This window comes from Nocardia sp. XZ_19_385 (assembly GCF_015355755.1).
GTDB lineage: Bacteria > Actinomycetota > Actinomycetes > Mycobacteriales > Mycobacteriaceae > Nocardia.
The window spans coordinates 1,707,326-1,721,995 of record NZ_JACVEE010000001.1 but is presented as its reverse complement, the minus strand read 5'-3'; the positions used below and the strand labels follow the sequence as shown (position 1 = coordinate 1,721,995).

The following is a 14,670-nucleotide window of genomic DNA, read 5'->3' as shown; positions in this document are numbered from 1 at the left end:
GTGAAGATGGCTGCGAAGCCCGTATCCGTGTCGGAGCCGTGCTCTGCGCCAGGTACCTTGGGTCAATGTTCTCGAAAGTCTTGGTTGCCAATCGCGGCGAGATCGCCATCCGCGCCTTCCGCGCGGCCTACGAACTGGGCATCGGGACGGTCGCCGTCTTTCCGCACGAGGACCGCAATTCGGTCCACCGTATGAAGGCTGCCGAGTCCTACCAGATCGGTGAGGAGGGGCACCCGGTCCGGGCGTACCTGTCCATCGACGCGATCATCGACGCGGCCAAGTCCGCCGGCGCCGACGCGATCTACCCCGGCTACGGCTTCCTTTCCGAGAACCCCGACCTGGCCGCCGCCTGCGCCCGCGAGGGCATCACCTTCATCGGCCCGTCGGCCGAGGTGCTCGAGATGGCGGGGAACAAGGCCACGGCCATCGAAGCGGCCAGGGCCGCCGGGCTGCCGGTGCTGAAGTCCAGCGCGCCGTCGGCCGATATCGACGAGTTGCTCGCCGCCGCGCAGCAGCTGGAGTACCCGATCTTCGTGAAGGCCGTCGCGGGCGGTGGCGGCCGCGGTATGCGCCGCGTCGCCGCCCCCGAACAGCTGCGCGAGTCGATCGAGGCCGCCTCCCGCGAGGCCGAGTCCGCGTTCGGCGACCCGACCGTGTTCCTCGAGCAGGCCGTGGTGAACCCGCGCCACATCGAGGTGCAGATCCTGGCCGACCAGCACGGCAACGTCATGCACCTGTTCGAGCGCGACTGTTCGGTGCAGCGCCGCCACCAGAAGGTGATCGAACTCGCCCCGGCCCCGAATCTGGACCCGGCGCTGCGCGAGCGGATCTGCAACGACGCCGTCGCTTTCGCCCGCCAGATCGGTTACAGCAACGCGGGCACAGTGGAGTTCCTGCTCGACGAGCGCGGCAACCACGTCTTCATCGAGATGAACCCGCGCATCCAGGTCGAGCACACGGTGACCGAGGAGATCACCGATGTCGACCTGGTGCAGTCGCAGCTGCGGATCGCGGCCGGGCAGACGCTGGAAGACCTTGGCCTGAGCCAGGATTCGGTGTCCATCCGGGGTGCGGCGCTGCAGTGCCGGATCACCACCGAGGACCCGGCCAACGGTTTCCGCCCCGACACCGGCCGCATCACCGCCTATCGCACCCCGGGCGGCGCGGGCATCCGCCTGGACGGCGGCGCGAACCTGGGCGCGGAGATCGGCGCCTACTTCGACTCGATGCTGGTGAAGCTGACCTGCCGCGGCCGCGACCTGCCCGCGGCGGCCGCCCGAGCCCGGCGCGCGCTCGCCGAATTCCGGATCCGTGGCGTCACGACCAACATCCCGTTCCTGCTCGCCGTGCTCGACGACCCCGATTTCAAGGACGGCCGGGTCACCACCTCATTCATCGACGAACGCCCGCAGCTGCTGACCTCGCGCGGCTCCGCGGACCGCGGCACCAAGATCCTCAACTACTTGGCCGACATCACCGTCAACAAGCCGCACGGTGAGCGCCGCAGCACGGTCTACCCGCACGACAAGCTGCCCGCCATCGACCTGAGCGTGCCGCCGCCGGACGGCTCCCGGCAGAAGCTGCTGCGCCTGGGCCCGGAAGGTTTCGCGCAGGCGCTGCGCGAGCAGAAGGCGGTCGGCGTCACCGACACCACCTTCCGTGACGCGCACCAGTCGCTGCTGGCCACCCGGGTGCGCACCAGCGGGCTCATGGCCGTCGCCGGACACGTCGCCCGGATGACTCCGGAACTGCTGTCCATCGAATGCTGGGGCGGCGCAACCTATGACGTGGCGCTGCGCTTCCTCTACGAGGACCCGTGGGAGCGCCTGGCCGCCCTGCGCGAGGCCGTGCCGAACATCAATTTGCAGATGCTGCTGCGCGGCCGCAACACCGTCGGCTACACCCCGTACCCCGAAAAGGTTACGCGCGCTTTCGTTTCCGAGGCCGCCGCGACCGGTGTCGACATCTTCCGCATCTTCGACGCGCTCAACAACGTCGACCAGATGCGCCCGGCCATCGACGCGGTCCGGGAAACCGGCACCACCCTGGCCGAAGTCGCGATGAGCTACACCGGCGACCTGTCGAATCCGAACGAAACCCTCTACACCCTCGACTACTACCTCAAGCTGGCCGAGCAGATCGTCGACGCGGGCGCGCACGTCCTGGCCATCAAGGACATGGCCGGCCTGCTGCGCGCACCGGCTGCCGCGAAACTCGTTACCGCCCTGCGCAGTAACTTCGATCTGCCGGTGCACGTGCACACCCACGACACCCCCGGCGGCCAGCTGGCCACCTACCTCGCCGCCTGGCAGGCCGGCGCGGACGCGGTCGACGGCGCCAGCGCCGCGATGGCCGGAACCACCAGCCAGCCGGCCCTTTCCGCGATCGTGGCCGCGGCCGCGCACAGTGAATTCGACACCGGCCTGGACCTGCAGAACGTCTGCGATCTGGAGCCGTACTGGGAGGCGCTGCGAAAGGTCTACGCGCCCTTCGAATCCGGGCTTCCGGCTCCCACCGGCCGCGTCTACACCCACGAGATTCCGGGCGGGCAGCTGTCGAACCTGCGTCAGCAGGCCATCGCGCTGGGCCTCGGTGACCAGTTCGAAGAGGTCGAAGCGAAATACGCTGCGGCGGACCGGCTCCTGGGCCGCCTGGTCAAGGTGACCCCGTCCTCCAAGGTGGTCGGTGACCTCGCCTTGGCGCTGGTCGGTACCGGTGTCAGCGTCGACGAGTTCGCCGCCGACCCGGCCCGCTACGACATCCCCGATTCGGTAATCGGTTTCCTCCGTGGGGAACTCGGCACCCCGGCGGGTGGCTGGCCGGAACCGTTCCGTACCAAGGCCCTTTCCGGCCGCGGTCCCGCGAAGCCGGAAACCGAACTCTCCGCGGCGGATGAAGCCGGTCTGACGGGCACCTCGCTGGAGCGCCGCACCACGCTGAACCGGCTGCTGTTCCCCGGCCCCGCCGCCGAATTCGAGGCGCATCGCGAGAAGTACGGCGACACCTCCGGGCTCTCGGCCAACCAGTTCTTCTACGGCCTGCGCCACGGCGAGGAGCATCGCGTCCAGCTGGAGAAGGGCGTCACGCTGCTCATCGGCCTGGAAGCCATCTCCGAGCCCGACGACCGCGGCATGCGCACCGTGATGTGCATCCTCAACGGCCAGCTCCGTCCCGTCGCGGTGCGCGACCGGTCCATCGCCAGCGACGTCCCGGTGGCGGAGAAGGCCGACAAGACCAACTCCGGCCACCTCGCCGCCCCATTCGCCGGTGTAGTCACTCTCGCTGTGTCCGAAGGCGATTCGGTCGCGGCGGGCGACACCATCGGCACCATCGAGGCGATGAAGATGGAAGCCGCGATCACCGCGCCCCGGGCCGGCACCGTCGCCCGCGTCGCCATCGCGAAGGTGCAGCAGGTCGAAGGCGGAGACCTGCTGGTCGAGCTGGCCGTCACGGGGGCCGCCGCCGAATGACGCGCATCGTCGCGGGACAAGCGGGCGGGCGGCGCCTCCGGGTACCGCCCGCCGGTACCCGGCCCACCTCGGACCGGGTACGCGAAGCCCTCTTCAGCGCCATCGACGCCCGCCTGGACCTCGACGGCGTCCGCGTGCTCGACCTGTACGCGGGCTCCGGCGCCCTCGGCCTGGAAGCCCTCTCCCGCGGCGCCACCCACGCCCTGCTCGTCGAATCCGACCGCAAGGCCGCCGCGATCGTGCAGGGCAACATCACCGACCTCGCCCTCCCCGGCGCGGAACTCCGCCAGGGCACCGTCGCCTCGGTCCTCCAACGCGGCGGCGCAGGCGAATACGACCTCGTCTTCTCCGACCCGCCCTACGACGTAGACACCGAAACCGTCATCGGCGACCTGCTACTGCTCGCCGAGCACAAATGGCTGGCCGCCGACGCCCTCATCATCGTCGAGCGTTCCATCCGCTCACCCGAAATCGTCTGGCCGACCGGCTATACCGCCGCCAAGCCGCGCAAGTACGGCGAGACCCGAATCGAACTGGCCGAATTCACGGCGTGAGGCCGGGTCCCGGCGTTCGCTTCCCGGGGAACGCGCGGTAGCGTCCACTCATGGCTGGAGCACTGTGCCCCGGGTCCTTCGACCCGATGACCAACGGGCATCTCGACGTATTCACCAGGGCAGCGGCGCAATTCGACGAAGTCGTGGTGACCGTCTCGATCAACCCGAAGAAGCAGGGCATGTTCACCGTCGACGAACGGATGGAGATGCTGCGGGAGGCCACCGCGCACCTGCCCAATGTCCGGGTCGCCTCCTGGCAGGGTCTGACCGTGGATTTCGCCACGCAGGAGGGCATCGGCGCGATCGTGAAGGGTGTGCGCGACGCGACCGACTTCGTCTACGAACTGCAGATGGCGCAGATGAACAAGAAGCTCACCGGCGTCGACACGCTCTTCATCGCCACCAACCCGACCTTCAGCTACGTGTCCAGCTCGCTGGTCAAGGAGGTCGCGGCCTATGGGGGCGATGTCGCCGACATGCTGCCGCCCCTGGTCCACAAGCGCCTGCTCGCCCGCCTCGCCGAAAAGCGGGGCTGAGACAAAACAAAGCCCCGGTCCCTTGGGAGCCGGGGCTTTGTCGTCGATGTCAGAAGACGAGACCGCGCAGCGCGAGGAACCGCAACCCGCCGACCGCGGCGGTCAAAGCCAGTACAGCTCCGGCCTGCGCCGCGCCACCCAGCCCGGGCGCCCAGATCTCCAGGGCCGCCAATCCCGCTGTGCTGATGCCGAGTCCGATCAGGGCGAGCCCGCCGCCTTCCCATTGCGCGGTGAACCAGCCGACCCGACCGGCCGCGTGGAAGGTGAGCTGGCGGTGCAGTTCGTTGGCGATGATCGTGCTGACGACCGATCCCGCGACATTCGCGACCAGCGGGCCGATGCCGTGCATCGCGAAGAACAGCAGCACGTAGGCGACATTGCTGGAACCGCCGACCAGCGCGAAGCGGATCAACTGGGCGAAGGCCCGATCGCCGCGCAGGTACCGCATCAGATCTTCGAACCGCGCGCTGGTCAGATCGCCCATGGCGGGGTATGCGACAGCCCACGGTGTGTACATGCTCGGGGGCAGAACCACCTGCCGTGGAGCTTCGAGAACCGTCATGGTCATATCCGATCGAACTGTGCTTAAGAAGATCTTTCTCAGGTCTTCCATAAGAATGTAACACCAAGCGGAGGGTGTATCTCCACTTCTTTTGTGTGGCGTGCGAGACACTGTCGCGACACACCGATAGAGGTCTCGGCGTGGGCGGTGATCGGAGGCACACTGGCTCTGGTAGACACGGCAGAGAAGCGGGAGTGATCCATGTATCGCGTATTCGAAGCACTCGACGAGCTGGTGGCCATCGTCGAAGAGGCGCGCGGCATCCCGCCGACCCGCAATTGCATCGTGCCGCGCGGCGACGTGCTCGAGCTGCTCGACGACGTGCGTGACGCGCTGCCCGGCGAACTCGACGATGCCCAGGATGTCCTCGACCACCGGGACAAGCTCGTCACCGACGCCAGATCCGCGGCCGAAACCACCGTGACCACGGCCAACGAGCAGGCCGAAGAGACTGTCAGCTCGGCCCGTGCCGAAGCCGATCGCATCCTCGCCGACGCCAAGGCACACGCCGACCGGATGGTCGCCGAGGCCGGCGCGCACGCCGATCGCCTGGTGGCGAGCGCCCAGGCCGAGGCCGACCGCGTGGTCGCCGACGGTAACGCCGAATACGAGGACGTCACCGGTCGCGCCCGGGTCGAATCCGAGCGCATGATCGAGGCCGGGCAGGCCTCCTACGACCGCTCCGTCGCCGAGGGGCAGGCCGAGCAGTCCCGCCTGGTGCAACAGACCGAGGTGGTGCGGGCAGCGCACGCGGAATCCGCGCGGCTCATCGATTCCGCCCAGGTCGAGGCGGACCGGATGCGCGACGAGTGTGACCACTACGTCGATTCCACCCTGGCCGATTTCGAGGAAACCCTGAACTCCACGCTGCGCACGGTCGGTCGCGGCCGGCACCAGCTGCGTTCGGGCGCGGGCGCTCCCGAATATGTGAGCGAATACCGCCGCTGACCGCCCGTCCGGTCTTCCGGGCCATCGCCTCCATTTGGGACTGAGCCGTCCATTCCAGTACTGTGGAGTGGTTGCCCATTCTCTTTTCCGATCGTGAGGTGAGTTCGTGATGTCCGCTGACAGCGGTCGTGAATCGCGTTCGCGTGCGGCCTCGCGCCGCGAGCCCGACGCTGCCTTCGTGCTCGACACCCGAAGCCTGGGTCGTCGTCCCGGTGACATGCGGGAGGTGCAGCGCACCGTGACCCTCGCGGATCGGATCGGGCTGGAGATGATCGCCGCCCCCAAGGGTGCCGAGATGCGGCTCGATCTGATGCTGCAGTCGGTATCCGAGGGTGTGCTGGTCACCGGCACGGTGACCGCGCCGACCGAGGGGGAGTGCTCGCGCTGCCTGGAGCCGTTCACCGGTGAGGTGCAGCTGTACCTCACCGAGTTGTTCGCCTACCCGGACAGTGCCACCGAGCAGACCACCGAGGAAGACGAAGTGCAACGCGTGGTCGACGACACGATCGACCTGGAACCGGTGATCATCGACGCCGTCGGGCTGGAGCTGCCGCTGCAGCCGACGTGCGCCCCGGATTGCCCGGGACTGTGCGCGGATTGTGGCGTGCGGATGGCGATTGCGGGATCTGATCACTCGCATGAGATACTTGACCCTCGCTGGGCCAAGCTCGCGTCGTTTGCCGCTGAATCGCCCAAGCAAGACCAAGACCAGTAAGTAGTAAGAAACCCCCCGTTTAGACCTTAGGAGAGTCAGTCGTGGCCGTTCCGAAGCGCCGGATGTCCCGTTCCAACACCAGGTCGCGGCGCAGCCAGTGGAAGGCCACCGCGCCGACCCTGATCACCTGCCCGAACCGCGCCTGCGGCGAGAAGACCCTGCCGCACATCGCGTGCCCGTCCTGCGGCACGTACAAGGGCCGCCAGGTCACCGCAGCCGTCTGACGGTTCGATTTCCACACATACCGCCGTGACCGCCAGCAAGGACGCCACCGGAGCAACCGGTGACCACGCGAGCCTGCTCGCCGCGCTCGGAGTCGACGTACGACCGGATCTGCTACGCCTCGCGCTGACGCACCGGTCGTACGCCTACGAGAACGGTGGGCTGCCGACCAATGAGCGCCTGGAGTTCCTGGGCGATTCCGTACTCGGCCTGAGCATCACCGAGCGCCTCTACCACGAGCACCCGGACAAGTCCGAGGGCGAGCTGGCGAAGCTGCGCGCGAGTGTGGTGAACATGCACGCGCTCGCTGAGGTCGCGCGCGGGCTCGGCCAGGGCGGGCTCGGCCCGCACCTGTACCTCGGTAAGGGCGAAGAGCTCACCGGTGGCCGGGACAAGCCGAGCATCCTCGCCGACGGCATGGAGTCGCTGCTGGGTGCCGTGCATCTCGAGCACGGCATCGATACGGCGCGCGAGGTCGTACTGCGGCTGTTCGCCGATCTGCTGGAGCGTGGGCCCCGCATGGGCGCCGGCCTCGATTGGAAGACCAGCCTGCAGGAACTCACCGCCGAACGTGGCATCGGCGTGCCCAGCTACGAGATCACCTCGACGGGCCCCGACCACGACAAGGAATTCACCGCTACCACGGTGATCGGTGGCAGTTCTTACGGTCAGGGTGTCGGTCGTTCCAAGAAGGAAGCCGAGCAGAAAGCGGCGGGCGCCGCCTATCAGGCCTTGACCGCCGAATCTTGATATAGACGCTGCCTGACGCTGGAGCTGACACGTGCCCGAACTTCCCGAGGTCGAGGTGGTTCGGCGCGGCCTGGACGCGCATGTGGTCGGCCGGGTCATCGACTCGGTCTCGATCACCCACCCCAGATCCGTGCGGCGGCATCTGGAAGGCGCTGCAGACCTGGCCGCCCGGCTGCAAGGGCTGCGGGTCGAATCCGCGCAGCGGCGCGGCAAATTCCTGTGGCTCACCTTCGACGACCCCGAGGCTGCCTTGGTCGTGCACCTCGGCATGAGCGGGCAGATGCTGGTGCAGGCCGCCGACGCTCCGGTCGAGAAACACGCGCACATCCGTGCCACGCTGCATGACGGAACCCAGCTGCGCTTCGTCGACCAGCGCACTTTCGGTGGCTGGGCGCTCGCCCCCATCGTCGAGGTGAGCGGCACCCGAGTCCCCGAACCTGTCGCCCATATCGCCCGCGACCCGCTGGATCCCCTTTTCGATCTGGAACTCGCGGTCGCCGCCATCCGTGCCAAGCACACCGAGATCAAACGGGTCCTGCTCGACCAGACGGTGATCTCCGGTGTCGGCAACATCTATGCCGACGAAGCCCTGTGGCGGGCCAAGATCCACGGCAACCGGGTGGCCTCCGGCCTGACTCGGCCCGCCGTTCGCACCCTGCTGACCGATGCGACCGCCGTCATGCGGGACGCGCTGGAGGCGGGCGGCACCTCCTTCGACGCGCTGTACGTCAACGTCAACGGCGAATCCGGCTACTTCGAGCGAGCGTTGAATGTCTATGGGCGCGAAGATGAACCGTGCCGCCGATGCGGCGCCCCGGTACAGCGGATGAAGTTCATGAATCGTTCCTCCTTCTTCTGCGGCCGGTGCCAACCGAAGCCGCGCGGCGTGTGAGCTGAGCTGTGCGGTGCTAGCCTCGGCGAAAACGTTGAGGGGGCAGTACGATTCGCGCGCTGAGAGTGGTTTTCAGGAACGCACTATGTGCTGTGCTCTCCGGTGTCGCAGTGCTCGTCCTCACTGCCTGCTCCGCGCTGCTGACCGATTACCGCGCCGAAGCTGAAAAGCTCGAGCAGGAGATCTCGGCCATGCCCGGGGTGCAGCGCTTCGAAGTGTCGGTTGCCGACGACTTCTTCGAGGGCAACAGCTACTTCCAAATCAGCGCAAACCTGCCCGACGCGACCGAGCCGCAGATCAGTGACGTCCTCACCCGCCTCACCAAGTCCATGGGCACATTCGACGGCTTACGGGAACGACGCTTCTCATTCACCGTCGGCGACAGAGCAGGGATCGGCGCCACCAAAAATCTCGAGGCGGACTCCTTCCTCGCTGCGGTCCGGAACGTCCGCCAGTACACCGCGTCAGTGCCTGATGGCAGGATCTTCTGGGACGTGAGCCCCACACCGCGCATCTCCGTCTCGGACGTGCAGACCAGCACAGCGGAACCGCTCGCCGCGATCCGGGCGATGATCGGCGCCACGACCGCCGCAGAGGCCTTGATTAAGACCACGGCGCATGAACACTGGAACGTCAGCCTGCCGTTATCCGCCGACCGGGAAGCGGAGCTTCGCCGCCAGCTCTCCGCAATCCCCTGGACTCCTACCTTCGTCGTAATCAGCAACAGCCACATCAACCAGCTGACGGTGCGCAACCCGGAGCCGTCGCCGGTCGACCCCGACCTCGCCTACGACCAGCTGGCCCACACCGTCAGGACGTTGGATCCGACCACCACCCACCCCCTGCGCCTGGAGTGGAACTGGTTCTTCTATTACACCGAAGCAAAACGCAACGAAGGCTTCGTCCACGTCGGCGGCTGCGACTACTCGCCCCCCACCGTCTTCGACGACACGCTCAGCCCCCCGGCCCTCACCGTCCAGCACAGGATGCGCGAGGACTTCGACACCTGCCCCTAAGAACAGAAGGCTCGCGGGGTGTGAGCAAACCGAGCTACCGTTTCTCTAAGGGGCCCGGGCATGAGGCCGGGCGCCCTGGGAGGAAGGACCACATGCGCAAGCTCACGTATTACGTCGCGTCGACGATCGACGGTTTCATCGCCACCGAGGAGGGCTCGGTCGATTTCTTCCCGGTGGGGGGTGACCACGGTCCGGCGATCACCGCGCAATACCCGGAGACGCTGCCGACGAAGGTGCGCGAGGCAAGGGGCGTCACCAAGAAGGCCGCCTACTTCGACACCGTGCTGATGGGACGTAAGACGCACGACTTCGGGGTGCGGACCGGCACGTCGAGCCCATACGCGCATCTACGGCAGTTCGTGGTGTCCACCACGCTGCCCGAAACTCCCGACCCGGCAGTCGAATTGATCGCCGCTGATCCGGTGTCGAAGGTGCAGGAGCTGAAACGTGAGAAGGGGCTGGGGATCTGGCTGTGCGGTGGCGGGGAGCTCGCGCAGGTGCTGCTGCCGGAGATCGATCAGATCTTCCTGAAGCTGTATCCGATCGTGCTGGGGCGCGGTAAGTCGCTGTTCGGGTCCGGGCCGCGACTGCCCGATCCGGCGCGGTTCCGGGTGATCACCAGTCGTGTCTTCGAGGACGGAGTCGCCTTCGTGAAGTACAGCCGGATTCGATAACGCTGTGGCCGACCAGGATTCGACCGTGACGGGCCCCGTACCGGGCCCCGTCGAGGCGCTGCGCGAAATCGGGTTCTGGTTGGAACGCAGTCGCGCCGAGACGCATCGGGTGAAGGCGTATCGGCGCGCGGCTGACGTGGTCGCCGAGCTGTCCGAGGCCGAGCGCGCGAAACATGAACGGGCGCACAGCTGGCAGGAGTTGTCCGGGATCGGGCCGAAGACCGCCGCCGTCATCGAGCAGGCGTGCGCCGGTGCGATCCCGGACTATCTGGTCGGCCTGCGGACCGAGGCGAAACCGATCGGCGCGCCGGGCAAACCGCTGCGCTCGCTGCTGCGGGGTGATCTGCACACGCACTCGAACTGGTCCGACGGTGGTAGTCCGATCAACGAGATGATGGGCGTCGCAGCGGCATTGGGGCACGAGTACTGCGCGCTGACCGATCATTCGCCGCGCTTGACCGTGGCCAACGGGTTGTCCGCGAGCCGATTGCGGCGGCAGCTCGAGATCGTGGCGGAACTGAACGAGCAGCTCGCCCCGTTCCGGATCCTCACCGGCATCGAAGTCGACATCCTCGACGACGGCACGCTCGATCAGGAAGCGGATCTGCTCGCTGAGCTGGATATCGTTGTGGCGAGCGTGCATTCGCATCTGCGGGCCGACAGCGATGTGATGACCAAGCGCATGGTGTACGCCGTCGCGAACCCGAATGTGGACGTGCTCGGGCACTGCACCGGGCGGCTGGTGACCGGCGGGCGCGGCACCCGGCCGGAGTCCTCCTTCGACGCCGAGGTGGTGTTCGAGGCCTGCAAGCAGTACGGCACCGCTGTCGAGATCAATTGCCGTCCGGAGCGCCAGGATCCGCCCTCGCGGTTGATGAAGCTGGCCGTGGAGACCGGCTGCTATTTCTCCATCGATACCGACGCGCACGCCCCCGGCCAGCTGGACTGGCAGGGGTACGGGTGCGAACGCGCGGTCGCCAATGATGTTCCCGCGGAACGTGTCATCAATACCTGGCCGCTGGACGAGCTGCTGGCCTGGCGCACCCGCTAGATCGGCCCGGTGGCGATCCGGTGAACTGTTGGCGAACACTGCCGTAGATCATCGTCGCAGCGGCCGAGCGGGCCGACAATAGGTGGCAAGTGCTGCTGCGGCTGCCGGATCTGTGGGGAGTGGGATTTCTGGTGGGCGACTTTCCGCTCGATACCGTTCTGGCGCTTGTCGGTATCGCGGTGCCGGTCGGCGCGTTCCTGTGGGAGTTCGTCGTGGTCGGACGGCGCCGACTCGGTTACCGCGTGCAGATGGATACGCCCGTCACCGGGGAGATCACCTCGGTGTTCCCCGGCGTGCTCGAGCAATTGCGCTCGGACTCCGCGGAATTGCGCGATCTGTCGGTAGTGCTGGTTCGCATCGAGAACAGCGGCGCGATCGCCATCGAGACCGCGGACTATCTGCTGCCGTCGCCGAGAATCGGTCTGCACCTGCGCTTTCCGCAGCGCCGGGTGATCGGGATGGCGGTGACCGAACTCAGTGACCAGGCCCTGGCCGACAGTCTCGGCAGCAATTCCGGCATCGGGGTGCGCGAGGACACCGGCGGGCACATCGGGGTGATCGATCTGCCCAAGGTGCCGCTGGACCGGTCGGACCACTACAAGATCCTCGCGATTCTGCAGCGCTCGGAGGGCAGTGGCGAGTACCCGGCGCCGGTGCTGGTCGGCGGCCTCAAGCGTGGGCGGGTCACCGAAACCGAGAGCCGGACCGGGATTTCGCGCATGATGCTGGCGCTCGTGGCGTTTCTGGTGCTGGTGATCGTCGTGCAGTTCGCGGTCGCGGTGTTCGAGCCGGAACCGGCGCCGGCGGACTGCGCGACGGGCCGGCTCACCCTGGTCGGATCCTCGGCCTTCGAACCGGTCGTCCGGGAGGCGGCGGCGCAGTACGCGAAACGGTGCACGCGTGCGGAATTCGAATTCGGATTCGAAGGTACCGAGCGCGGTCTGGATCGAGTCACGGTGCAGGGCAAGGACAATCGTGAATTGCTGGCGATCAGCGACGGCTCGAAAGGCGTCGCGTATCCGGCGTTGCGGCATCGGGCGCTGGCGGTGGCGCTGTTCTCGGTGATCGTGCACAAGGATGTGGGGGTGCGCGACCTCACCGTCGCGCAGGTGCGTGACCTCTATCAGGATCGGATCACCAACTGGAAAGAGGTGGGCGGCAGGGATATCCCAGTGGTGCTGGTGAACCGGCTGCCCGGCTCGGGTACCCGTGACACCTTCGATCGGCGACTCCTCGACGCCGCCCAGCAGCCGCCGCGTCGGCACGTGAGCTGCACCGGCATCAAGGATTTGATCGGTACGAAACCCGAGCACTGCGACGTGCAGGTGACCAGCGACATGATCGCGGCCGTCGCCGAACTGCCCGGCGCGATCGGCTACAGCGCGTTCGCCGAGGCGAGCAAGGCCGACGTGGTGCCGGTCACCATCGCCGGCGTCCGAGCCGACCGGGATGCCGCGATCACCCGGACCTATCCGTTCTGGGGCGTGGAGTACGCCTACAGCTACGGTGACCCGCCCGGCGACTCGCTGGCGGCGGCGTTCCTGCGGTTCCTGACCGAGCAGACCGGCCAGGAGGTGCTGCGCGCTTTCGGCAACGCACCCTGTGATGACCTGCCCGACCGGGAACGATGCTTGCCGGACTCTTAGGCGCGTGTCACATTTGCCAGGGCTGTGTCGTCTAGCTGGTGAAGACCGACGAAAGGACATCCTATGCCTCGCCTGAACCTGCCCGGACTCGCCCCCGAGGTCTATAAAGGCTGGTACGACGCCGAGATGGCGATTCGCCGCGGGCCGCTCGACGCCACCGTCCGGGAACTGGTCAAGATCCGGGTTTCCCAGATCAACGGCTGCCTGTTCTGCATCGACATGCACACCACCGATGCCCGGCTGCACGGCGAAACCGAGCAGCGCATCTACTACCTGAACGCCTGGCGGGAGTCGGTGAAGTTCACCGATGCCGAGAAGGCCGCGCTCGCCTACGCCGAGGAGGTGACCACGCTCGGGCCGCACGGTGTGACCGACGAGGTGTGGGCCGGCGTCGAGAAGCACTTCGAGGAAGACGCCCGCGCGGGTCTGGTCGCGGTGACCGCCATGATCAACCTGTGGAATCGGATCGGGGTGCCGCTGCGGATGGAGCCGGCCGCGCCCTGAGTTCGACTGCGAATATGTCGGTGGTCTGAGCCAGGATGGAACTATGACCGAACTATCGCTGCGGGAATTGAACCGGACGCTGCTGGTGCGCCAGATGCTGGCCGAGCGGGTCGAGCTCACGCCGCTGGAGCTGGTCCGGCATCTCGTGGCGGTCCAGGGCCAGGAACCGAACTGGCCCTACGTCGGATTGTGGACGCGGCTGGCCGATTTCGCCCACGCCGACCTGGAATCCCTGCTGCAAGACCGGAAACTGGTGCGCTCCACCATGATTCGCCGCACGGTCCACCTGGCCACGGCCGAGGATTTCAGCTGGCTGCGTCCCACCGTGCAGCCCTGGATCGATGCGATGCTGAAAGCGGCCTACTACCGCGAGGAAATCGAAGGCGTCGATCTGGTCCGGCTGGCGGCCACCGGCCGCGAGCTCCTATCCGGTAAGGCGTTGTCCCGCAGCGATTTCGGCAAGCTGCTCGCCGAACACTTCCCGGAGCGGCACGTCCGCAGGCTCGCCGAATCGGTAGAAGTCATGGTCCCGCTGGCGCACAGCGCCGAAACCGGCTCCTGGGGCCGCTGGCGCAACCGCTACGTCACGGTCAGCCTCGCCGACGAATGGATCGGCACGCCGCTGACCCCGGCCGACCCGCGACAAATGATCCGCCGCTACCTGGCCGCCTTCGGCCCGGCCACCGTGGCCGACATGCAAGCCTGGTCCGGCACCACCAAACTGGCCGAGGTCATCGACGGAATGCGGTCGGAACTAACAGTTTTCACCGACGACCAGCACAAGGTGCTCTTCGATCTCCCTGACGCCCCGCTGGCCGACCCCGACCTGGAGGTCCCGGTCCGCTTCCTCCCCGCCTTCGACAACGCGGTCCTCGGCCACAAGGATCGCCGCCGCATCATCGCCGAGGAAGACCGGCAGAGCATCGCGAAGGAAGCCTCGGCCGGTGTTCCCATGTACCTGGTGGACGGCTTCGTGCACGGCCGCTGGGCCCTCGACGGCGCCACCCTGCGCATCACCCCCTGGCATCCGCTGCCCAGCGCCGACGAGGTAGCGGTGCGGGCCGAGGCGGAAGCGCTGCTGCCGTTCATCGCGCCGGGCGAAGAAAGCAAGGTTGTCATCGAGGGGTGAT

15 protein-coding genes are annotated in these 14,670 nt (G+C 67.2%); 14 read left to right on the top strand and 1 reads right to left on the bottom strand.

Features of this window, described 5'->3' with window-relative positions:
• Window positions 1–65: 65 nt before the first annotated feature.
• Genes IBX22_RS08110 through coaD form a run of 3 tightly spaced genes read left to right on the top strand, consistent with a single transcriptional unit; the run spans window position 66 to window position 4,560 of the window.
• Window positions 66–3,470: a pyruvate carboxylase gene (locus tag IBX22_RS08110; protein WP_194814692.1), complete on the top strand. Its 3,405-nt coding sequence runs from the start codon at window positions 66–68 to the stop codon at window positions 3,468–3,470.
• The gene (rsmD, locus tag IBX22_RS08105) at window positions 3,467–4,024 is read left to right on the top strand and encodes a 16S rRNA (guanine(966)-N(2))-methyltransferase RsmD (RefSeq protein WP_194814691.1); all 558 of its coding nucleotides are present in this window, start codon (window positions 3,467–3,469) and stop codon (window positions 4,022–4,024) included. The genes IBX22_RS08110 and rsmD overlap by 4 nt, the downstream gene beginning before the upstream one ends.
• Before the next feature lie 50 nt (window positions 4,025–4,074).
• Entirely contained in the window at window positions 4,075–4,560 is a 486-nt protein-coding gene (gene coaD / locus IBX22_RS08100) for a pantetheine-phosphate adenylyltransferase (protein WP_194814690.1), read from the top strand.
• Between the two features lie 49 nt (window positions 4,561–4,609).
• Here the strand turns inward: coaD and IBX22_RS08095 are convergent, their stop codons facing one another.
• Complete coding sequence (locus tag IBX22_RS08095; protein ID WP_194814689.1) at window positions 4,610–5,122, bottom strand: GtrA family protein; 513 nt, start codon at window positions 5,120–5,122, stop codon at window positions 4,610–4,612.
• Window positions 5,123–5,323: 201 nt separating this feature from the next.
• Here IBX22_RS08095 and IBX22_RS08090 point away from each other — a divergent pair, with 201 nt between their 5' ends.
• The 11 genes from IBX22_RS08090 to IBX22_RS08040 all read left to right on the top strand — a co-directional run bounded on the left by IBX22_RS08090 (window position 5,324) and on the right by IBX22_RS08040 (window position 14,669).
• On the top strand, window positions 5,324–6,070 hold the full coding sequence (locus IBX22_RS08090) for a DivIVA domain-containing protein (RefSeq protein ID WP_194814688.1): 747 nt from the start codon (window positions 5,324–5,326) through the stop codon (window positions 6,068–6,070).
• Window positions 6,071–6,179: 109 nt separating this feature from the next.
• Window positions 6,180–6,785: a DUF177 domain-containing protein gene (locus IBX22_RS08085; RefSeq protein ID WP_194814687.1), complete on the top strand. Its 606-nt coding sequence runs from the start codon at window positions 6,180–6,182 to the stop codon at window positions 6,783–6,785.
• A 41-nt stretch (window positions 6,786–6,826) separates the two neighbouring features.
• Window positions 6,827–7,009, top strand: a complete 183-nt coding sequence (rpmF, locus tag IBX22_RS08080; RefSeq protein WP_014987105.1) for a 50S ribosomal protein L32 — start codon at window positions 6,827–6,829, stop codon at window positions 7,007–7,009.
• A gap of 25 nt (window positions 7,010–7,034) precedes the next feature.
• Window positions 7,035–7,757, top strand: a complete 723-nt coding sequence (rnc, locus tag IBX22_RS08075) for a ribonuclease III (protein WP_194814686.1) — start codon at window positions 7,035–7,037, stop codon at window positions 7,755–7,757.
• 31 nt (window positions 7,758–7,788) lie between these two features.
• Window positions 7,789–8,649, top strand: a complete 861-nt coding sequence (gene mutM / locus IBX22_RS08070) for a bifunctional DNA-formamidopyrimidine glycosylase/DNA-(apurinic or apyrimidinic site) lyase (protein ID WP_194814685.1) — start codon at window positions 7,789–7,791, stop codon at window positions 8,647–8,649.
• A gap of 110 nt (window positions 8,650–8,759) precedes the next feature.
• A complete protein-coding gene (locus IBX22_RS08065) occupies window positions 8,760–9,665 on the top strand; it encodes a hypothetical protein (RefSeq protein WP_194814684.1) in 906 nt (301 codons plus the stop codon).
• Between the two features lie 92 nt (window positions 9,666–9,757).
• Entirely contained in the window at window positions 9,758–10,339 is a 582-nt protein-coding gene (locus IBX22_RS08060; RefSeq protein ID WP_194814683.1) for a dihydrofolate reductase family protein, read from the top strand.
• A gap of 25 nt (window positions 10,340–10,364) precedes the next feature.
• On the top strand, window positions 10,365–11,390 hold the full coding sequence (locus IBX22_RS08055; RefSeq protein WP_309234482.1) for a PHP domain-containing protein: 1,026 nt from the start codon (window positions 10,365–10,367) through the stop codon (window positions 11,388–11,390).
• 89 nt (window positions 11,391–11,479) lie between these two features.
• The gene (locus IBX22_RS08050) at window positions 11,480–13,036 is read left to right on the top strand and encodes a substrate-binding domain-containing protein (RefSeq protein ID WP_309234481.1); all 1,557 of its coding nucleotides are present in this window, start codon (window positions 11,480–11,482) and stop codon (window positions 13,034–13,036) included.
• A gap of 63 nt (window positions 13,037–13,099) precedes the next feature.
• Entirely contained in the window at window positions 13,100–13,540 is a 441-nt protein-coding gene (locus IBX22_RS08045; RefSeq protein WP_228538251.1) for a carboxymuconolactone decarboxylase family protein, read from the top strand.
• Between the two features lie 43 nt (window positions 13,541–13,583).
• Window positions 13,584–14,669: a winged helix DNA-binding domain-containing protein gene (locus IBX22_RS08040; RefSeq protein WP_194814681.1), complete on the top strand. Its 1,086-nt coding sequence runs from the start codon at window positions 13,584–13,586 to the stop codon at window positions 14,667–14,669.
• The last annotated feature ends 1 nt before the right edge of the window (window position 14,670 follow it).